Raw genomic sequence first — 20,884 nt, forward strand, 5'->3', positions numbered from 1 at the left:
TCAGTCCTTCAGACCCGAGCTGGCGATGCTGTCCACGAGCGTCCGCTGGAACACCAGGAAGATCAGCAGCAGCGGCGCGACCACGAGCGTGATCGCCGCGAACACCACCGCGGCCTGTCCCTCTCCCTGCGCACCCTGCAGCGACGCCAGTCCGAGCGGTAGCGTCAGCTTCTCCGGCGAGGAGAGGAACACGTTCGGCCAGAAGAAGTCGTTCCAGTACATCTGGAACAGGTAGATCGCGAGCGCCGAGATCGCCGGCGCTCCGAGCGGCAGGATCACCCGCCGCAGGATCGTCAGGTGCCCGGCGCCGTCGATGCGCGCCGCCTCGTCCAGGTCACGCGGGATCGACAGGAAGTACTGCCGCAGCAGGAAGATCCCGAGCGCGTTCACCATCCCCGGCAGGTACACCGACGCGTGGGTGTCGACGAGCTGCAGCTCACGCATGAGCAGGAACACCGGGATCACGGTGATCTGCGGCGGGATCATCAGCCCGGACAGGAACAGCAGGAAGAAGAACTCCCGGCCGCGGAACTCCAGGCGGGCGAACGCGTACGCCGCCAGCACCGACGTGAGCGTCGCACCGACCGTGATCAACGACGTCACCTTGACGCTGTTCCACGCCATCCGCCCGAGCGGGATCAGCTCCGAGACCCGGCTGAACGGGCTGAAGTCGAACGACGTCGGAATCCAGTGCGGCGGCAGCGCGAACCGGTCGTCGGCCGGGAGGATCGCGGTGACGAACAGCCAGAACACCGGCGCCACCATCAGCACGGCGAAGGCGCAGAGCAACGTCGTCGTCAACAGTCGACGGATGATCATTCGTGCACCCACCTGCGTCGGAGCCGGAACTGGACGAGCGTGGCCAGCAGCACGATCGCGAACACCAGCAGCGCGATCGCCGACGCGTATCCCACCTGGAAGTTCCGGAACGCGGTCTCGTACAGGTACTGGACGACGCTGATCGTGGCGTTGTCCGGCCCGCCCCGTGTCATCAGGTACATCGGTTCGAAGATCTGGAACGCGCCGATGAAGCTGATCACGGTCACGAAGAACAGCGTCGGCGAGAGCATCGGCAGCGTGACGTGCCAGAACCGTCGCCACGCGTTGGCGCCGTCGAGCAGCGCGGCCTCGTACAGGTGCTCGGGGATCGCCTGGAGACCGGCGAGGATCACGACGAAGGAGAACCCGATCGTGTGCCACAGATCGACGAGGATCAGCGCCGGCATCGCCCAGTGCGCGTCGACGAGCACGCCGCCGGGGAGCCCGATCTTGTCGCCGTAGTACGTGAAGACGCCGAACGCCGGGTCGTAGGCGTACTTCCAGATCAGGGCGGTGGCCGCCCACGAGATCAGGAACGGGAAGAAGTACGCGGTGCGCAGGAAGTAGCGGGTGACCCGCCACATCTTGCGGGTGACGCCCAGCGCCAGCAGCAGACCGAGACCGACGTGCAGCACGATCGACCAGAACGTGAACTCGAACGTGTTGCCCAGGGCCTTGCGCAGCGTCTCGTCGCTGACGAGCTTGGAGTAGTTCTCGCCACCGGCGAACGAGGGCTCACCGAGCAGGTCCCAGTTGAACAGGCTGAGCACGAGCGTCCCGACCATCGGCCCCAGCACGAAGATCAGGAACAACACGAGCGCCGGACTCAGGAACAAGTACGGCGCCACCCGCTCCCCCGTCGGCCGCTTGGCGACCGACGGGGTGACCGCCACTTCAGACATTCGCGGCGACCTTTTCCTGCATCTTCTTCATGCCGTCGGCCGGCTTCGTGTTGCCGGCCAGGATCTGGCCCCAGGTGTCCTCGATGTCCCGCTGGATCAGGTTGCCCTTGGCCGGTGCCGGGATGACCGTCGCGTAGTCCAGCGCGGCGTACAGGTTCTCCGTGCCGGTCGGCGAGTTGTCGAGGTAGGCCGTGCTCTCCGCGACCGACTTGCGCGCCGGCACGATCGTGCCGCCGAGCTGCGCGAAGAACGCGTCGCCCTCCTTGGAGATCAGGAACTTGAGGAACTCGAACGCCTTCTCGGGCTTGTTCGAGCTCTTCATCACCGGGATGCCGTTCCACCCGACCGGCGATCCCTGCTTGACCTTCCGGGGCCACGCGACGATGCCGAACTTCTCCACCGCGTTCGCCTGGCGGATGTTGACGATCGGCCAGCGCCCGCCGCCGAACGTGGCGAGCTTGCCCTGCGTCGCGAGCGTGAAGCGGTCGAACGATCCGCCGGGCGGCGGGCTGAGCTTCTCCGCCACGAGTTGCCGCGCGAACTCCGCCGCTTCGATCGCGGCCGGGGTGTCGCAGGTGGCTTTCTTCCAGTCGTCGGAGAGCGTGCTGGCGCCGTTGGTCAGCAGCCACGGCATCACGCCGATGAAGTACTCCGCCGTGGCCGGGTACAGGAACGCGCCGGTCTTCTGCTTGATCGTCCGCCCGGCCTTGAGGAAGTCGTCCCAGGTCCACTCGTTCGTGGGCGCCTCCACCCCGGCCTGCTGGAACACCTCCTTGTTGAACCAGAGGCACATCGTGTTGAAGTCGCCCGGCAGGAAGTAGGTCTTACCGTCCGGCGATCCGTACTGCTTGTTCCACTTGGGCAGGTTCGGGTGGGCGTCGGCCAGGAAGTCGTCGAGTTCGGCCTGGTTCTTCGACACCAGGTCGTCGAGCGGCTGCAGCAGGCCCTTCGACGCGAACAGCTGCATGCCCTCGGTGGCCACCTGGATCAGGTCGTACCTGACCCCACCGGCCAGCTGCGTCGAGACCTTGTCGAAGTAGGCGGCCCAGTTGTCGACCGGTGACCCGGTGGCCTTGAGCTTGATGTCGGGGTTCTTGCGCTGGAACTCGGCGAAGAGCTTGTTCCAGACCTGCTGCTGGTCGGCGGTTCCTAAGTAGCTGAGGGTGAGATCGGAGCTGCCGGCACCGGAGCCGCCGTCGCCACAGGCCGCGATCAGCGGTGCGGCGGCGAGAGCGAGCGCGCCGAAGCCGGAGGCGCGCAGCAGGTCCCGTCTGGTAACCATGGTTCTCCTCAACGTTGAAGGTCTGTCAGGCCAGGGGGCCGAGTCCGGCCCAGTCGATGTCGAGCAGGCGGGCGACCGCCCGGAGCTCCGCGACCCGGTCACCGGGCACCGCGTGGATGTGGTTCGCGCCGAACTTCGAGAGGAACTCACCCGCGTCGACCTGCAGGCGGGTGAACGCGTGCGGCCACTCGAACGTCGAGAGCCGGGCCAGCCGCTCGTTCTCCGCGTCGGAGTAGCTCTCGAACGCACCGCGGGCCACGTGCAGGCGGTAGCGGCCGTCCAGCCGGGTCAGCCGCGCGAACGTGGCGTCACCGGGAGCGGCGACATGGTGCACCGACGCCCCGCCGGCCGGGAAGAAGAACACCTCGGGGTAGAAGTGCGTCTTCGCGAGGTTCTCCAGCGGGTCCGCGCTGCGGGCCGCGTACCAGGTGGCGTGCTGGCCGGAGTTGGCCAGGTCCCAGATGTCCAGGTCGGAGTGGTAGTGCCGGACGTCGGCGAAGAGCACCGGGTCGCCGGAGATCAGCTTGAGGATCTGCATCGTCAGCGCGCCGTCCATGTCGGCCTCGGTCGCGGTGACGTGGGTGTCCTTCGGCCCCTCCCAGTCGTAGGGGTCGTTGAGGAACGCCTCGGTGATGTCCATCGTCGTGAAGTGGCTGGTCAGCTCGGGCTGGCCCTTGATGCCGGAGAAGTCGAGGTTCCACTCCTCGATCAGCTCGCGCATCGCGTGATACGAGCGGATCTGGCGCTCCAGCAGCTCCGGCGTCAGCTGCTTGCCGTCGTAGTGGACGCCGGCCGCGTGCCGCTCGAGCCACTCGCGTCCCGCCGTGACACGGGCTTGGGAGACACCCGACGACCGCCGGACGATCTCCCACTGGTCGATCTCCTCGACGTCGACGCCGAAGGTCGCCATCCACTGGTCGGTGTTCGCGGTCGCGGTGTTCATGCCCATCGGGCGGCCGCCGATCTTGCCGAACGTCGACCCGCGCAGCCGGCTGACCGCGGTGGCCGCCCGGATCTGTGCCGCCACGTCCTCGGTGAGCCCGCCCCAGGCCCGGCTGTGCACGCGGCCGATCTGGTCGAGCGCACCGCCGCCGGCGAGCATGCCGACCATGCCCGGCTGCACCGGGTCGAGGCTGGCGAGCAGCAGCAGCGGCCCGTTCGTCGACGCCGCGGCCAGCATCGTGAAGTGCGGGAACGCCCAGACCGGGTAGTGGAAGACCGTCAGGTCGGGCTGTGCCGCCGCCACGCGCCGGGCCTCCGACGTCGCCAGCTGGTTCGTCCAGATCATGTCGGTGCCGACGACGACCTCGTGCCCTTCGGCCTCCAGCGCCGCGACCAGCGCCTTCTCCGCGTTCTCGACGAACTCGCGGATGTCGTTCGCGACGTAGTCGCGGCCGTCCGACATCGTCAACAGCCCGATCCTCGCCACGGCGCCTCCTCCTGAAATCGTTTTCTCACAGGTCCGGTCAGTGCGATTGCCGAGCGGACGAAGGGAAGATATGGTGCGTGAAATCGATTTCTTGAAATCGATTTCTCAGAAGTTAAGGCTGACCCGGTGCTGTGTCAAGGCTCACTAGGCTCAGACGACGCCTCGCCAGGGGCTGAACCGGTGCAGGGAGAAACGCGTGCAAAACGTGACGATCGGCGATGTGGCCAAGGCGGCCGGGGTCTCTCCCGCCACCGTCTCGCGTGTCCTCAACGCCAACCAGGGCGTCGCCGACGAGTTGCGTCAACGTGTGGTGGCTGCCGTCGACCAGCTGGGCTACCGGCCCAACAGCCAGGCCCGCAGCCTGCGTACACGTGCCACGAGTGTGCTGGGGCTGATCATCTCCGACATCACCAACCCGTTCTTCCCGGAGATCGCGCGCGGGGTCGAGGACGCCGCCCACGCCGCCGGGTTCTCGGTGGTGCTCGCGAACACCGACGAGGACCTCGCGAAGGAGCAGCGCTACCTGGAGGTGGCCGCGGCCGAGCGCATGGCCGGGGTCGTGCTGGCGCCGGCGTCCAGTGCGGAGACCGACATCGACGTGCTCCGGAGCCGGGGCATCCCGGTGGTGACGGTCGACCGGCGGCTGCTCGGGCACCCCGTGGACAGCGTCACGGTCGACAACCTGGCGGCGGCGCGCGAGGCCACCCTGCACCTCGTCGGTACCGGCTGTCGGCGGATCGGGTTCGTCGGCGGTCCACTGGCCACCACCACCGCCGCGGACCGCCTGGCGGGTTACCGCGACGGGCTCGCCGAGGCCGGGCTGGCCTTCGACCCCGACCTGGTCGCCCACGGCGACTACCGGATCGACGGCGGCCGCGCCGCGGCGAAGCGCCTGCTCCAGCTGACGCCGGACGCCCTGTTCGTCTCCAACAACCTGATGACGATCGGCGCGATCACCGCTCTGGACGATGCCGGACTACGCCACCCCGAGGACATCGCGCTCGTCGGGTTCGACGACCAGACCTGGCAGACCGGGCTGCTCCCCCCGCTGACCCTCGTCACCCAGCCCACGTACGAGCTGGGCAAACAGGCCGCGACCGCGCTGCTCGACCGCATCCGCACACCGGAAGCACCACCGAACGACGTGGTGCTCCCGGCCACGCTGGCCGTGCACGAGCCCCGCCGCTAGTTACTCCTTGGCCGCCTTGGCCGGCGCCTTCTTCTTCGCCGGCGCCTTCTTGGTGGTCTTCTTGGCCGCGGTCTTCTTCGCCGCGCCCTCCGCCGCCTTGGCCGGGGCCTTCTTCGCCGCCGCCTTCTTGCGGGTGGTCTTCTTCGCCGGTCCGCGCGCCCGCCGGTCGGCCAGCAGCTCGGCCGCCCGTTCCGGCGTCAGCTCGGCCACCTCGTCGCCCTTGCGCAGGCTCGCGTTCGTCTCGCCGTCGGTGACGTACGGGCCGAACCGCCCGTCCTTGATCACCATCGGCTGACCGCTCACCGGGTCGTTGGCGTTCATCTCACGCAGCGGAGCGGCCGGCGCCGCCCGACGCCCCCGCTGCTTCGGCTGCGCCAGCAACGCCAACGCCGCGTCCAACGTCACCGTGAAGAGCTCGTCCTCGGAGCCCAGCGACCGCGACTCGGTACCGTGCTTCACGTAGGGCCCGTACCGCCCGTTCTGCGCGGTGACCGGCTCCCCGTCACCGGGATGTGCGCCCAGCGTGCGCGGAAGCGACAGCAGCTTCAGCGCGTCGTCGAGCGTCAGCGTCTCCAGCGACATCGAGCTGAACAACGACGACGTCGTCTCGCCGCTCTGCACGTACGGCCCGAATCGTCCGGCCTTCGCCACGACCGGCTCACCGGTCACCGGCGACGTGCCCAGCTCGCGCCCACCCTGCGGGGCCGACAGGAGCTCCTCGGCACGTTCCGGGGTCAGCGTGTCGGGCTCGAGGTCGTCGGGCAGCGACGCCCGGTCGCCCTCGTCGTCCGGCCCGGACGTCCGCTGCAGGTACGGCCCGTACCGCCCGACCCGCACCACGACGGTGCGCCCGGACTCGTCGGTGAACAGCGGGATCGAGTTCACGCCCCGCGCGTCGATGTCCCCGAGGTTCAGCGCGACCAGGTGCTTGAGCCCGCCGGCCCGGGAGATGCTGTCTTCCCGGACTTTCGCGTCGTCCGGGGCCCCGAAGTAGAACCGGGTGAGCCAGTCGACCCGGCGGCGCTCACCGGCCGCGATGTCGTCGAGGTCCTCCTCGACGTTCGCGGTGAACTTGTAGTCGACCAGGCGCGGGAAGTACTGCTCGAGCAGCTGCACCACGGCGAACGCGATGAAGGACGGCACCAGCGCGGCGCCCTTCTTCCACACGTACCCGCGGTCCTGGATCGTGCGCATGATCGACGCGTACGTCGACGGGCGCCCGATGCCCAGCTCCTCCAGCGCCTTCACCAGGCTCGCCTCGGTGTAGCGCGGCGGCGGCTGGGTGTTGTGGCCCTCCGCGAGCAGGTCGTGCGCGGTCAGCGGGTCGTCCTTGGCCAGGCGGGGCAGCCGGCGCTCTTCGTCGTCCTGCCCGTCGCCCCCGGAGCCGTCGTGCGACTCGTCGATGTCCTCGACGTAGGCCCGCAGGAATCCGGGCTCGGTGATCGTGCGGCCGGAGGCGGCGAAGTCGGCCACCTCGTTGGTGGACGACGTGCCCGACAGGCGGACCGACACCGATTGCCCCACGGCGTCGATCATCTGGGAGGCGATCGTCCGCTTCCAGATCAGCTCGTAGAGCCGGAACTCGTCGGTGGAGAGCTCGCGGGCCAACTCGCCCGGCGTCCGGAAGTGCTCACCGGACGGGCGGATCGCCTCGTGCGCCTCCTGCGCGTTCTTCACCTTGCGGGCGTACCGGCGCGGCTCGGCCGGCACGTACCGGTCGCCGTAGAGCTCCCGGACCTGCTGGCGGGCCGCGGTGAGCGCGGTCTCCGACAGGTTCGTGGAGTCGGTACGCATGTAGGTGATGTAGCCGTTCTCGTACAGCCGCTGCGCGACACGCATCGTCTGCTCGGCGGCGAAGCGCAGCTTGCGGCTGGCCTCCTGCTGCAGCGTGGAGGTCATGAACGGCGCGTAGGGCTTGCGCCGGTAGGGCTTCTCCTCGACGCGGACGACCTTGAACGCGGCGCCCTCGAGCCGGGCGGCCAGGCCACGGGCCCCCGCCTCGTCGAGCTGGATGACGTCGCCGCGCACCTCGGTCTTGAGCTGACCGGTCGTCGGCTCGAAGTCACGGCCCGTCGCCACCCGGTCGCCATCGAGGCCGACCAGCGTCGCCAGGAAGTCGTTCGGCTCGCCGGGGACCGATTCGGAAACCGCGAAATGGCCGCGGATGTCCCAGTATTCCGCGGACCGGAACTTCATCCGGGCGCGTTCGCGCTCGACCACGATGCGGGTGGCCACCGACTGGACCCGCCCGGCCGACAGCCGGGGCATGACCTTCTTCCACAGGACCGGCGAGACCTCGTAGCCGTACAACCGGTCGAGGATCCGGCGGGTCTCCTGCGCGTCGACCAGCGACAGGTTCAGCTCGCGGGTGTTGGCCACCGCCGCGAGGATGGCCGGCCGGGTGATCTCGTGGAACACCATCCGGCGCACCGGGACGTTGGGGCGGAGCTCCTCGACCAGGTGCCAGGCGATCGCCTCGCCCTCGCGGTCCTCATCTGTGGCCAGGTAGAGCTCGGTGGCGTCCTTGACCAGCTGCTTGAGCTTGGTGACCTGGGCTTTCCGGTCGGGGCTGACCACGTAGAGCGGCGCGAACTCCCGGTCGACGTCGACGCCGAGCCGCGCCCAGGACTCGCCCTTGTACTTCGCGGGCACGTCTTCGGCGTTGCGCGGCAGGTCGCGGATGTGTCCGATGCTCGCCTCGACGACGTAGCCGGGGCCGAGGTAATCGGCGATCTTCTTCGCCTTGGCCGGCGACTCGACGATCACCAGACGCAGGCCGTCGGCGCCGGCCGCGGTGCCGGTACGCCGGCCCCGCTTGGCGGCGGCAGCGGTGGTGGTGGGAGCGCTCACGAATCTCCAAGGTCAACATGGCTCGGTCGGACACAGCCGCTGGGCAGTGTGCAACCCAGCAGGCGTCCGCTGTCAAACGTAACGCGCGGACGTGGCCGTTCGATGTCCGCCCGTCCGTCGGTCGGGTAGAGCGCTGCGTCCGATCGGCCCAGAGGGACGTAGCACACAGGCTTTCCAGGGTGGCACTATGACGCGCCGAAATCCCCTATATCCACAGGGTCATCGACGTGGATACCCGACTCGCGCCGTGTCAGACCTTCACGCCTTTTTCTTCGCGGCCGCCTTCGCCTTGGCCTTGGCACGGGCCTTCACCCGGGCTTCCGCGACCACTCGGGCCTGCGCGCGAGCCTGCTTGATCCGCTCCTCGACCTCGGCTTTCTCGAGGACGGCGGCATCCTCCGGCGTCGGCGCGGTGCCACCCTTGGACGCCGGCAGCCACCACTTGTCGTCCGGACCGGTCGGCCGGTACGGGTCGGACTCGATCGCCTCCTCGAGCAGCACCGCCATCCGGCTCCGCATCTCGGCGGTGACCTCGGCCGGGTCGTCCGACGTCGTCGGGTTCAGCGGCTCGCCCACCCGGAGCAGCACCGGGTTGTTGCGGCGGGTCAGGTCGCGCGGATTCTCCTTCGACCAGTACCGCTGGGTGCCCCACACGATCATCGGCACCAGCGGGACCCCGGCCTCGGCGGCCATCCGCGCCGCACCGAACTTGAAGTCCTTGAGCAGGAACGACCGGCTGACCGTGGCCTCCGGGAACACCCCGACGACCTCGCCGTCGCGCAGCGCCTTCACCGCGGTGGCGAACGCACCGGCGCCGGCCGCCCGGTCGACCGGGATGTGCTTCATCCCGCGCATCAGCGGCCCGGAGATCTTGTGTCGGAACACCGACTCCTTCGCCATGAACCGCACCAGCCGCTTCGAGGGCTGCGCGGCCAGGCCGCAGAACAGGAAGTCCAGGTAGCTGACGTGGTTGCTGGCCAGGACCGCCCCACCGGTGCGCGGGATGTGCTCGCCACCCACCTCGTCCACCTTCACCCGAATTCCGGCAAAGGCTGCCTTGGCGAGGGTGATCACCGGCGGGTACACGATTTCGGCCATACAGCGCCCTCTGCTCCTCGGTTACTACGGACCCGTAGGTTACCGAACCGTAGGAAAGGCGTCGACCTCTCCGGTTGTCGCCGGATGAACGGCTCACAACCAATGGGGGTTCCCGTCTAGCCGTGAGCGTGTTCACGGGCCGCGAGCCAGGCCGCCGCGGGTTGACCGGCGGCGATCGCGTCGAGCAACCGCCGGTGCTCTTCGGCCAGGTCGGGCGAGAGCACGGGCACCGCCAGCCGTCCCATCCCGTCGTCGCCGACGGTCCCGCCGGCCCGCTTTCCGTTCTTTTTCATCGACGCCGAGCCGGACGCACCCTCGTCGCCCGGTTTATCGGCACCAGCGCCGCGACTCCCGTTCGCACCGTTCACGGCATGGCCGTTCAGGTCGAGTCCGTTCATCACGTCACCGTCGAACCCGGCGCCGACCGCCGCGGGCACCTTCGTCACCAGGTGGATGCCGTCCACCTTCTTCTCGATGTTCTTCAGACGCTCGGCGCGGGACGCGGCGGCGAGCCGGGCCACCTCGAGCCGATCGGCCAGCCGGTCGAGCATCTGGAGCGCCACCGGGTTGCCGGCGATCTCCGCGATCTGCCGGTGGAGGCGCTGGTCGTGCCGGTAGGCCTCGTCGGTGTCGCCACGCTCCAAGTAGGTCTGCGCGGAGGCCGCCGCTTCCTCGGCGGCACGCAGCGCCGCCGGTGAGACCTCGCCGGCTTTCTGCCGCCGAGCCGCGAGCTCGGCCACCAGGACGTCGAGCGCGGCGCGCACCGTCCGGGCGTGCCACGCCTCTTCCTCGTCCATCAGATCCACGATGACCCCCCGATCGGAGGCACGGACCAACCCGTCCCCGGCCAACCGCCGCAGCGCTTCCCTGACCGGGGTGCGTGACATGCCGAGCGTCTCGGCGATCTCCACCTCGGTCAGACGAGCACCCGCGGGGTACTGACCGTCGACGATGGCCTCCCGCAACCGCGCATACGCGGCATCCGCCTGCACGGGCGGAACTTAACATCCCTAAAGGGACATTCGGCCTTAACGACTCACGTTTCCGATACCGGAACTACCGGAATCAAGCGGTCGATGCCTGCGAGCGAGATCGTGCGCATCACGGAACCCTCGGCACCGGTCATCGTCATCTCGGCTCCGCGCGCGGACACCGTCCGATGCAGGCGGACGAACGTGCCGAGCACGCTGGAGTCGATGAACGTCGCGGCCGAGAGGTCCACGGTGACGTCCGACGGGTCACTGTCGGCGAGCAGCCCGAAGACCGGCTCCCACTCCACGGACATCGTGAGATCGACTTCACCGACCAGCACGATCCGGTAACCGAACCGGGAGGGTTCGCACCGGATCTGCCCGGCACTGTCCCACCCGGTGGACTCGTCTTCTGCGATGGGTGAGCGCCCAGTCACCCCGTGACCTCGGCCGCGGGGGAACCGGTCACGGCCGCGGAGGCGTCCTCCACCGACCGGTACACCGGCAGCGCACGGGACAGGTTGGTGATCGTCAGCAGACGCACCAACGCGGGCCGCGCACCGACCAGGGCTGCCGCGCCGGAGTTGTCACGCAGCCGGCGGTGCACCTCCATCAGCACACCGAGCCCCGTGGAATCCAGGAACGGCACTCCGGACACATCGAGCACCAGGTACTGGTTGCCCGCATCCACCAGACCGAGCAGCTCGTCTCGCAGCTGCGGTGTGGTGGCCATGTCCACCTCACCGACGATCTCGCAGCGCGCGACACCGTCGACGTGCTCCACACTCACCTGCAACGACACGCGAACCTCCGCCATGACGACTACCGTCTGGCCTCCTCTATCCAGAAAGCGGGGGACGCAAACCAGCTCGCGCCGAACAGTTACGTTTCGGCCGCGCCAAACGCTTATCGATATGAGGCCGTGAACCCTGGTGAGTACCCGCGGAGCGCCCGGCCGACCCGGTACACCCGGCGCCGACCTATCCTCGGTGACGCCGAATGAAGGAGTTGGGGTGAGCGCAGCCACCTACCCGCCCACGCACGGGCTGAGCGGGCGCCCGGTCGATCCGGCTGACGCCGGTCCGGTCCGGGTCATCCTGGTCGAGGACGACCACGGTGACGCGTTCCTGGTCGAGGAACTACTCGCCGGTGCACGGGTGGCGTTCGAACTCACCTGGGTGCAGAACCTCGCCGACGCCACGTCGGCGCTGGACTCCGGTGTGCGGTGCGTCCTGCTCGACCTCAACCTGCCGGACGCCACCGGCATGGAGGGGCTGACCAAGGTCCTCGAGCTCGCGCCGCAGGCCGCTGTGATCGTGCTCACAGGCCTGGCCGACGAGCACCGCGGCGTCGAGGCGGTCGCCGCGGGCGCCGAGGACTACCTGGTCAAGGGCCAGGTCGACGGCGAGCTGCTGGCCCGGGCGATCCGGTTCGCGGTCGAGCGCAAACGGGCCGACTCGGCCGCGCTGCGCCTGCGCGAGGCCGAGATGCTCGCCAGCGAGAACGCGCGCATGGAGCGGGCCCTGCTGCCCACGCCCCTGCTGCACGACGACCAGGTCCACTTCGCCCACGCGTACCGGCCCGGCCGCCGGATGGCGCTGCTCGGCGGTGACTTCTTCGACGTGATCGAACGTGACGGCACGGTGTTCGCGTTGATCGGCGACGTCAGCGGCCACGGCCCCGACGAGGCCGCGCTCGGCGTCTGCCTGCGCATCGCCTGGCGGACGCTGGTGCTCTCCGGCGTCCCGGCCGCCGGGATGCTGCCGGTGCTCGACATGCTCGTGGTCCGCGAGCGGCACAGCCCGTTCGCGTTCGCGACCGTCTGCATGGTCGTGATCGGGCCCGACCGCACGTCGGCCGACATGTACCTGGCCGGGCACCCCTCGCCGATCCTGGTCAGCGAGCAGGGCTTCGTCGAGGGCGGCGTGGGGCAACTGCCGATGGGGCCGCGCGGCCCGGCGCTCGGGTTCCTGCCCGAGGGCCGGTGGCCCGCGGTGCCGGTGCCGCTGCCGCCGTCCTGGGCGCTGCTGCTGTTCACTGACGGTTTGTTCGAAGCCCGCACCGGGAACGGGCCGGATCGGCTCGGTGAGGAGGGGCTCGTCGACTTGATCGCCGAGCACCACCCGGGTCTTCCGGTCCCCATCCGGTGGCCGGAGACGCTGCTGGACGCGGTCGAGGAGCAGAACGGTGGGGCGTTGGCCGACGACGCGGCCCTGGTCGTGCTCTCGTACGCCGCCGAGGGAGAGGTCCGATGAAACCCGGCACCGGTGAGTGGACGCTCCGACGGCGTCTGGTCATCACGTTCATCGTGGTCGGGGCACTGACCGCGGTCATCGCCGGACTCGCGGCCACCGCGCTGGGCCGGGTCATCACCCGCAACAACGACCTGCTCGACCGCATCGGGCCGGCCCGGCTCTCGGGCTACCAGTTGGAGTCCGCGCTCCTCGATCAGGAGACCGGCGTCCGCGGCTACGTCCTGACCAAGCAGGCGGCGTTCCTGGAGCCGTACACCGAGGGCCTGAACAACCAGCAGGGACACCTGCGGACGATCCGCGACGCGATCCCCGAGGACGACGGCCTGCGCGACGACCTGGAGCGGGTCGACAGCGCGATCACCGCGTGGCGCAGCCAATACGCCGACCCGGCCATCGCCGCCGCACGCACCGGGCAGACCACCGCGACCACCGTCGACGACGAGGGCAAACAACTGTTCGACGCGGTCCGCAAAGCGATCGCCAAGTTCCAGAACGACCTCACGGTCATCCGCAACGGCATCTACGACGACCTGCAGTCGGCGATCCGGACACTCATCGCGGTGGCGATCGTGGCGCTGGTGTGCGTCCTGATCGCCGGGGTCGTCCTGTGGCGTGCGCTGCGCCGCTGGGTGCTGCAACCGCTGGAGCGGATCGGCGCGGAGACCCAGCAGGTCGTCAGCGGTGCGCTCACCCACAAGGTCACGGTGGACGGCCCCAAGGAGATCACCACGGTGGCCGCCGACGTCGACGCGATGCGCCACTCGCTGGTGGCGGCGCTCTCCACCGCGGTCGCCGCCCAGGACCGGCTCAAGGAGCAGACCGACCAGCTGGCGGCCCAGACCGCCGACCTGCAGCGCTCCAACACCGAGCTGGAGCAGTTCGCCTACGTCGCCTCGCACGACCTGCAGGAGCCGCTGCGCAAGGTCGCGAGTTTCTGCCAGATGCTCTCGCGGCGGTACTCCGGCCAGCTCGACGAGCGCGGCCAGCAGTACATCGACTTCGCCGTGGACGGAGCGAAGCGCATGCAGCGGCTGATCAACGACCTGCTGGCGTTCTCCCGGGTGGGCCGCACCACGGGTGAGTTCGAGGACATCTCGCTCGACAGCGTGCTCGACCGGGCGCTCACCAGCCTCGGCAGCACGATCGAGGAGAGCGACGCCGACGTCCAGGCCGACGTGCTGCCGCACGTGAACGGCAACCCGATCCTGCTCACCCAGGTGTTCCAGAACCTGATCGGCAACGCGATCAAGTTCCACGGCATGGCCGCACCGCGGGTACGGATCACCGTCGAGCAGAAGGGCGACACGTTCGAGTTCGCCTGCAGCGACAACGGCATCGGCATCGAGCCGCAGTACGCCGAACGGGTGTTCGTGATCTTCCAGCGCTTGCACGGCAAGGAGCAGTACGACGGCACCGGCATCGGGCTGGCGATGGTGCGCAAGATCATCGAGCACCACGGCGGCCGGATCTGGCTCGACACCGAAGCCGCCGCCGGCGGTGGAACGACCTTCCGCTGGACGCTGCCGGTACCGTCGGAGCTCAAGGCCGCGACGACCGGGGTGGGCGCCGCGCGAACGGAGAGCAACGCGTGACAGAACCGCTACCCATCGAGGTCCTGCTGGTCGAGGACGATCCGGGCGACGTCCTGATGACCCGCGAAGCGTTCGATGACCACAAGCTGCGCAACTCGCTGCACGTGGTCAACAACGGCGTCGACGCCCTGCTGTTCCTCCGCAAGGAGGGCGAGTTCGAGGGCGTGCCGACACCCGACCTGGTGCTGCTCGACCTCAACCTGCCGCGCATGGACGGCCGGGAGGTGCTCGCGGAGATCAAAGCCGACGAGGTGCTCCGCCGGATCCCGGTGGTGGTGCTGACCACCTCGGAGGCCGAAGAGGACGTCCTGCGCAGCTACAACCTGCACGCGAACGCCTACGTGACCAAGCCGGTGGACTTCGAGCAGTTCGTGAACGTCGTTCGCCAGGTCGACGAGTTCTTCCTGACGGTCGTCCGGCTGCCCCCGGCATGACGAAGGGCCCGCCGCATCGCGGCGGGCCCTCCGACCGTGGTTAGACCCCCACCGGCTGGGTGGGGACCTTCGCCGGCTCTTCCTCGTCCTCGGCGATCGAGATCGGGCGGCGGCGGGAGACGATCACCGCGCCGACGATGACCGCGGTGGCCACGAGCGCGATGGCCACCCGGACGCCGACGTTCTCGTCCGCGCCGACCGACAGCGTGACGACGGCGGGCGCCACGATCAGCGAGACCAGGTTCATCACCTTGATCAGCGGGTTGATCGCCGGGCCGGCGGTGTCCTTGAACGGGTCACCGACCGTGTCGCCGATCACGGTGGCGTCGTGGGCCGGGGAGCCCTTGCCGCCGAACGCCCCGTCCTCGACCATCTTCTTCGCGTTGTCCCAGGCGCCACCGGAGTTGGCCAGGAACACCGCCATCATCGTGCCGGTCGCGATCGCGCCGGCCAGGTAGGCGCCGAGCGGCCCGACCCCGAGCCCGAACCCGACCGCCACCGGCGCGAGCACCGCCAGCAGGCCCGGCGTCGCCAGCTCACGCAGCGAGTCGCGGGTGCAGATGTCGACGACCTTGCCGTACTCCGGCTTGCCGGTGCCCTCCATGATCCCGGGGATCTCCCGGAACTGACGGCGGACCTCGAACACGATCGCTCCGGCTGCCCGCGTCACGGCGTTGATCGCCAGACCGGAGAACAGGAACACGACCGACGCACCGATGATCAGCCCGACGAGGTTCTTCGGGTTGGCGACGTCGAGCACGCCCGCGTACTCGCCGGTGACCCGCTGGCCGGCGTCCTCGGCCGCGGTGCGCACCGCGTCGGTGAACGAGCCGAACAGCGCGGTCGCCGCGAGCACCGCGGTCGCGATCGCGATGCCCTTGGTGATCGCCTTCGTGGTGTTGCCGACGGCGTCCAGGTCGGTGAGCGTGCGCGCGCCGGCCTCGTCGATGTCGCCGGACATTTCGGCGATGCCCTGCGCGTTGTCGGAGATCGGGCCGAACGTGTCCATCGCGACGATGACGCCGACCGTGGTGAGCAGGCCGGTACCGGCCAGCGCCACCGCGAACAGCGAGATCACCGTGACGCCGCCGCCGAGCAGGTACGCGCCGAAGACGCCGGCGCTGATGACCAGACCGGTGTAGACGGCCGACTCGAGGCCGACCGTGATGCCCGAGAGCACGACCGTGGCCGGACCGGTGAGCGCGGTCTTGCCGATGTCGCGCACCGGCCGGCTGCCGACCGCGGTGAAGTAGCCGGTGAGCAGCTGGATGGCCGCGGCCAGCACGATGCCGATGAGCACCGCGACAACCGCGATCAGGCGGGGGTCGCCGTCGTGCCCGGCGATCGACTCGCTCACGCCGGTGAAGCCGTCGAACGACGACGGCAGGTAGAGGAACGCCGCAATCGAGCAGAGCACCGCGGAGATGAGCGCGGAGATGAAGAACGCCCGGTTGATCGCGGTCATCCCGTTCTTGTCACTGGCCCGCAGGCGGGTGATGAAGACGCCGATGATCGCGGTGACGACGCCGATCGCGGGCACGATCAGCGGGAAGACCAGGCCCTCCTCGCCGAACGCGACGCGGCCGAGGATCAGCGACGCGACGAGCGTGACGGCGTAGGACTCGAACAGGTCCGCCGCCATGCCGGCGCAGTCACCGACGTTGTCGCCCACGTTGTCGGCGATCGTCGCGGCGTTGCGGGGGTCGTCCTCGGGGATGCCCTGCTCGACCTTGCCGACGAGGTCGGCGCCGACGTCGGCGGCCTTGGTGAAGATGCCGCCGCCGACCCGCATGAACATCGCGAGCAGCGCCGCGCCGAAGCCGAAGCCCTCGAGCACGGTCGGCGCGTCGCCCTTGTAGATCAGGACGACGACCGAGGCGCCGAGCAGGCCCAGGCCGACCGTGAAGAAGCCGACGACACCACCGGTGCGGAAGGCGATCCGCATCGCGGTCGGCGCACCGTCGGCCTCACGGGCCGCCGCGGCCACCCGGACGTTCGCCCGCGTGGCCAGCCACATGCCGATGTAGCCGATGAACGCCGAGAACAACGCACCGACGACGAAGAAGACCGAACGTCCGATCTTCACTCCGATGTCGTCACCCGGAACGGGGAGGACGAACAGAAGGATGACCGCGACGACGACGAAGATGCCGAGCGTTTTGAACTGACGGGCCAGGTAGGCGGAGGCTCCTTCCTGAACCGCCGCGGCGATCTCCTGCATCTTCGCTGTGCCCTGACCCGCGGCGAGTACCGCGCGCACCAGGGCGGCGGCTACGCCGAGCGCGAGTAGGGCGATGGCCGCAGCGATCACCACGTAGGTGATGTTGTCGCCGCTGATGTTTACGCCTCCGCCGTCGATGGCGGAGATGGACCCTTGCATGCGTCCTCCTGAACGGGCGAGCGCGGTGAGACGCTCCCCAGAAGCCTGCGCTGAGGGCCCGGCGGTAACGAACAGGGACGGGGGATCTCTCCGCCGGGATTCGGGGAGTCTAGGTGACGTTGACCACAGGTGGCATCGCGACCTGCGGTGCGAGATGAGTCACATCAACCGTGACCGGCATTAACGTCCGGAAGGTCAAAGCGTCGGAATCGATCCGGTTCGCGGGGATCCGTTCACCCACGGTAGGCGTGACGCCTAGCACGCAGTCGCAAGTTCTTCCGCGGGGTCGATGCGGTGCGAGTGACTCCTGCGTGCTAATGGCGTGAAAGCGTCCAACGTCCGCAATAGGCAGTTGCGGTAGGAGCGCCACCGGGCGCGAGCTTTGGGCCCTTCAGCGGGCCGCGCTCTCCCACGTCATCCGGACGACCGTGCCGTCCCGGTCCGTTGCGGGCGTGACCGTAACGTCGTCCACCAGACCGGTCAGCAGGGCGAGGCCGACGCCGGCCGCGACCTCCTCCTCGGACTCGGTCTCGGCGAACGCCGGACCGGCGACGAACGGGCTGGTCACCGCCAGGTCGGCGTGCAGCGCCTGGTCGGCGGGGGCGGAGTCGCGCACGACCACCTCGAACCGGGGCCCGTCGGTGAACTCGACCTCGACCAGCTCGGATCGTTTGTGCTGGACGTGCAGGCTGACCGCACGGGAACAGGCCTCACCCACGGCGAGCCGGATCTCGTCCAGGATCCCCTCGGCCACACCGGCGTTACGCGCCGTCGCGACGGCCACCAGACGCGCCGTACGGACATGCGCCGGGGTCGGGGAGAACGCCAACCTCACGGTGCGCATCAACCGGCCGCAACCGCCTCATCAACCGAGGCATGGATGTTGAAGACCTTCTCCAGCCCGGTGACGTTGAAGATTTTCAGGATCTTCGGCTGCGAGCTCACCAGCTCGACCGAGCCGCCGGCCGCGCGCGCCCGCTTCAACGCACCCACCAGCACGCCGAGCCCGGTCGAGTCGAGGAAGTCCACCCGCTCCATGTCGACGACGATGTGGGCGAACCCGGCGTCGGCGAGGCGAATCAGCTCCGACCGGAGCTGCGGCGCGGTGTAGACGTCGATCTCACCGCCGACCGCGAGGACCGTGTGACGTCCCACGGCCCGGGTCGTCAACGACAGCTCCACGAAGACCCTCCAGGATGCCCAAGGCCAGCTCGGCCCTGATTCAACCACGCCTCACACCGTCATTATCCAATTACGAAGAGTGCTAATTGGGCGTTGGGCGCGTTCGTACATACGTGGCACAGTTCTTGCGTGTCCACGCAGCTGTCCGCCGAGACCTCTCCAGCGCTCTGGTTGCAGCGGGTACGCCGGGGTCGCACGAGCGATCCCGTGACACACGTGGAGCATCTTCCCTCCCGCCCGGCGGTCCATGTCGAGTGGCCCACCTGGGTGCCGTCGTCTCTTCGCGACGCCTACGCCGCCCGTGGCGTGTCGCGGCCGTGGTCGCACCAGGTCGAGGCCGCGGAGGCCGCGTTCTCCGGCGAGTCGGTGGTCGTCGCGACCGGTACCGCGTCCGGCAAGTCACTGGCCTACCAGCTGCCGACGCTCACCACCCTGCTGTCGGACCAGCGGGCGACCGCGCTGTACCTCTCCCCCACCAAGGCGCTCGCCGCCGACCAGCTGCGCGGGCTGATCGACCTCGGCGAGGGCATCCGGCCCGCGCTGTTCGACGGCGACACCGTCGACACCGAGCGTGAGTGGGTCCGGGCGCACAGCCGCCTCGTGCTCACCAATCCGGACATGCTGCACCGCGGGATCCTGCCCCGGCACGAGGCGTGGGCGTCGTTCTTCCGGCGGCTGCGGTACGTGGTCGTCGACGAGTGCCACTCCTATCGCGGGGTGTTCGGCTCGCACGTCGCGCACGTCCTGCGCCGGTTGCGTCGGATCTGCGCGCGGTACCGGTCCTCGCCGGTGTTCGTGTGCGCGTCGGCGACGGTGTCCGACCCGGGAGCGTCGGCGTTCTCGCTCGTCGGTCTGCCGGTGCGTGCGGTGACCGACGACGGGTCGCCGCGCGGCGCGACGACGTTCGCGCTCTGGGAGCCGCCCGTCTCCCCGCTGGTGGGTGAGCGGGGCGTGCCGACCAGGCGGTCGGCGACGGCCGAGGCCGCGGACCTGCTGGCCGACCTGGTCGCGGAGGGTGCACGGACGCTGGCGTTCGTCCGGTCCCGGCGGGGCGCGGAGGCGGTGGCGCTCGGCGCGAAACGGGCGCTGGCCGAGGCGGTGCCCGAGCTGGTCGAGCAGGTGGCCGCGTACCGCGCCGGTTACCTGGCCGACGATCGGCGCGAACTGGAGAACGCGCTGCGCTCGGGGGCGCTGCTCGGCCTGGCGTCCACGAACGCGTTGGAGCTCGGCGTCGACATGACCGGGCTGGACGCGGTCGTGCTCACCGGTTATCCGGGGCGGATCGCGTCGCTCTGGCAGCAGGCCGGGCGCGCCGGGCGCGGCAGCCGCGACGCGCTCGCGGTGCTGGTGGCCCGCGACGACCCGCTCGACAGCTACCTCGTGCACCACCCGTCGGCGGTGTTCGGACGGCCGGTCGAGGCGACCGTGCTGGACCCGTCGAACCCGTACGTGCTCGGGCCGCAGCTGGCGTGCGCGGCGGCGGAACTGCCGCTGACCGAGGCCGACCTGCCGCTGTTCGGCGGCGACGCGGCCCGGTACGCCCTGGACGGCCTGGTGGCCGCGGGTGTGCTCCGGCGCCGCCCGGCCGGCTGGTACTGGACCTCGCGCGGTCGTCCGGACGCCGACCTGCGTGGCACCGGCGGCGAGCCGGTCTCGATCGTCGAGGCCTCGACCGGGCGGCTGCTCGGCACCGTGGACGCCGGCTCGGCCCCGTCGAGCGTTCACACCGGCGCCGTCCACCTCCACCGCGGCGAGACGTTCGTCGTCGAGGAGCTGAACCTGGACGACCTGGTGGCGCTGGTGCGGCCGGCCGAACCGGACTGGTACACCCAGTCCCAGGACGTCACGGACCTCGCCGTGGTGTCGGTGGAGGACCGGATCGACGCCGACGGTGTGCAGCTGTGCTTCGGCACCGTCGACGTCACGAACCAGGTCGTGTCGTTCCAGCGCAAGCGCATCCTGTCCGGCGAGGTGATCGACGAGCAGCCGCTCGACCTGCCGCCGCAGCAGCTGCGCACCCGGGCGGTCTGGTACACGTTCGACGATGCGGTGCTGGCCGCCGCCGACCTCGACCTCCCCGACGTCGGCGGCGCCGCGCACGCCGCCGAGCACGCGGCGATCGGTCTGCTGCCGCTCGTGGCCAGCTGCGACCGGTGGGACATCGGCGGGTTGTCGACGGCGTCGCATCAGGACACCGGCTTGGCGACCGTGTTCGTCTACGACGGCCATCCGGGCGGCGCCGGGTTCGCCGAGCGCGGGTTCGACGCGGCCGTCGAGTGGCTCACCGCCACCCGTGACGCGATCGCCGCGTGCGAGTGCGCGACCGGTTGCCCGTCGTGCGTCTACTCGCCGAAATGCGGCAACGGCAACGATCCGCTGGACAAAGCCGGTGCTGTCCGGTTGCTGACAGCAGTAGTCGACCGCGTGCGGCGCGCCGCGCCCCGACAGAGTACGTTTGGCCTCCAGGTCGGGGGGTCACACCCTCGGTGACCGACGGGTCG

At 69.6% G+C, this 20,884-nt stretch carries 16 protein-coding genes and 1 pseudogene; 5 read left to right on the forward strand and 12 right to left on the reverse strand.

From position 1 onward, the window contains the following. From ABD437_RS28315 to ABD437_RS28330, 4 genes are read right to left on the reverse strand one after another with little or no spacing between them, the layout of a single operon-like run. The gene (locus ABD437_RS28315; protein ID WP_344651985.1) at positions 1-819 is read right to left on the reverse strand and encodes a carbohydrate ABC transporter permease; all 819 of its coding nucleotides are present in this window, start codon (positions 817-819) and stop codon (positions 1-3) included. Then, on the reverse strand, positions 816-1,721 hold the full coding sequence (locus tag ABD437_RS28320) for a carbohydrate ABC transporter permease (RefSeq protein ID WP_344651986.1): 906 nt from the start codon (positions 1,719-1,721) through the stop codon (positions 816-818). The genes ABD437_RS28315 and ABD437_RS28320 overlap by 4 nt, the downstream gene beginning before the upstream one ends. After that, positions 1,714-3,003, reverse strand: coding sequence for an ABC transporter substrate-binding protein (locus ABD437_RS28325; RefSeq protein ID WP_344651987.1), 1,290 nt, complete (start codon positions 3,001-3,003; stop codon positions 1,714-1,716). The genes ABD437_RS28320 and ABD437_RS28325 overlap by 8 nt, the downstream gene beginning before the upstream one ends. Before the next feature lie 25 nt (positions 3,004-3,028). Beyond that, a complete protein-coding gene (locus tag ABD437_RS28330; RefSeq protein WP_344651988.1) occupies positions 3,029-4,432 on the reverse strand; it encodes an L-fucose/L-arabinose isomerase family protein in 1,404 nt (467 codons plus the stop codon). Positions 4,433-4,628: 196 nt separating this feature from the next. On the opposite strand from ABD437_RS28330, the gene ABD437_RS28335 reads away from it, so the two are divergent. Then, positions 4,629-5,621 (forward strand): LacI family DNA-binding transcriptional regulator, encoded by a 993-nt coding sequence (locus tag ABD437_RS28335; protein WP_344651989.1) that lies wholly within the window; start codon positions 4,629-4,631, stop codon positions 5,619-5,621. On the opposite strand, the gene topA is transcribed toward ABD437_RS28335, so the two are convergent. The 5 genes and pseudogenes from topA to ABD437_RS28360 all read right to left on the reverse strand — a co-directional run bounded on the left by topA (position 5,622) and on the right by ABD437_RS28360 (position 11,357). Next, positions 5,622-8,471 (reverse strand): type I DNA topoisomerase, encoded by a 2,850-nt coding sequence (gene topA / locus ABD437_RS28340; protein ID WP_425558270.1) that lies wholly within the window; start codon positions 8,469-8,471, stop codon positions 5,622-5,624. Positions 8,472-8,843: 372 nt separating this feature from the next. After that, a pseudogene (locus ABD437_RS28345) lies at positions 8,844-9,569 on the reverse strand (lysophospholipid acyltransferase family protein); the annotation flags it as partial. A gap of 116 nt (positions 9,570-9,685) precedes the next feature. Then, positions 9,686-10,561, reverse strand: coding sequence for a GntR family transcriptional regulator (locus ABD437_RS28350; RefSeq protein ID WP_344651990.1), 876 nt, complete (start codon positions 10,559-10,561; stop codon positions 9,686-9,688). Between the two features lie 44 nt (positions 10,562-10,605). Next, positions 10,606-10,977: an STAS domain-containing protein gene (locus ABD437_RS28355; protein ID WP_344651991.1), complete on the reverse strand. Its 372-nt coding sequence runs from the start codon at positions 10,975-10,977 to the stop codon at positions 10,606-10,608. Further along, a complete protein-coding gene (locus ABD437_RS28360) occupies positions 10,974-11,357 on the reverse strand; it encodes an STAS domain-containing protein (RefSeq protein ID WP_344651992.1) in 384 nt (127 codons plus the stop codon). The genes ABD437_RS28355 and ABD437_RS28360 overlap by 4 nt, the downstream gene beginning before the upstream one ends. Before the next feature lie 196 nt (positions 11,358-11,553). Between ABD437_RS28360 and ABD437_RS28365 the strand changes: the two genes are divergently transcribed. Genes ABD437_RS28365 through ABD437_RS28375 form a run of 3 tightly spaced genes read left to right on the forward strand, consistent with a single transcriptional unit; the run spans position 11,554 to position 14,821 of the window. Further along, entirely contained in the window at positions 11,554-12,795 is a 1,242-nt protein-coding gene (locus ABD437_RS28365; RefSeq protein ID WP_344651993.1) for a PP2C family protein-serine/threonine phosphatase, read from the forward strand. Beyond that, entirely contained in the window at positions 12,792-14,387 is a 1,596-nt protein-coding gene (locus ABD437_RS28370; RefSeq protein ID WP_344651994.1) for a sensor histidine kinase, read from the forward strand. Before ABD437_RS28365 ends, ABD437_RS28370 begins: the two co-directional genes overlap by 4 nt. After that, the gene (locus ABD437_RS28375; RefSeq protein WP_344651995.1) at positions 14,384-14,821 is read left to right on the forward strand and encodes a response regulator; all 438 of its coding nucleotides are present in this window, start codon (positions 14,384-14,386) and stop codon (positions 14,819-14,821) included. Before ABD437_RS28370 ends, ABD437_RS28375 begins: the two co-directional genes overlap by 4 nt. A 40-nt stretch (positions 14,822-14,861) precedes the next feature. Here the strand turns inward: ABD437_RS28375 and ABD437_RS28380 are convergent, their stop codons facing one another. The 3 genes from ABD437_RS28380 to ABD437_RS28390 all read right to left on the reverse strand — a co-directional run bounded on the left by ABD437_RS28380 (position 14,862) and on the right by ABD437_RS28390 (position 18,383). Next, a complete protein-coding gene (locus tag ABD437_RS28380) occupies positions 14,862-17,201 on the reverse strand; it encodes a sodium-translocating pyrophosphatase (protein ID WP_344651996.1) in 2,340 nt (779 codons plus the stop codon). Positions 17,202-17,592: 391 nt separating this feature from the next. Beyond that, on the reverse strand, positions 17,593-18,045 hold the full coding sequence (locus tag ABD437_RS28385) for an ATP-binding protein (protein ID WP_344651997.1): 453 nt from the start codon (positions 18,043-18,045) through the stop codon (positions 17,593-17,595). Beyond that, the gene (locus tag ABD437_RS28390; RefSeq protein WP_035847862.1) at positions 18,045-18,383 is read right to left on the reverse strand and encodes an STAS domain-containing protein; all 339 of its coding nucleotides are present in this window, start codon (positions 18,381-18,383) and stop codon (positions 18,045-18,047) included. The genes ABD437_RS28385 and ABD437_RS28390 overlap by 1 nt, the downstream gene beginning before the upstream one ends. A 141-nt stretch (positions 18,384-18,524) precedes the next feature. Between ABD437_RS28390 and ABD437_RS28395 the strand changes: the two genes are divergently transcribed. Continuing rightward, a complete protein-coding gene (locus tag ABD437_RS28395) occupies positions 18,525-20,873 on the forward strand; it encodes a DEAD/DEAH box helicase (RefSeq protein ID WP_425558276.1) in 2,349 nt (782 codons plus the stop codon). The last annotated feature ends 11 nt before the right edge of the window (positions 20,874-20,884 follow it).

The sequence above is a fragment of the Cryptosporangium japonicum genome (genome assembly GCF_039524755.1).
Taxonomy (GTDB): Bacteria; Actinomycetota; Actinomycetes; order Mycobacteriales; family Cryptosporangiaceae; genus Cryptosporangium; species Cryptosporangium japonicum.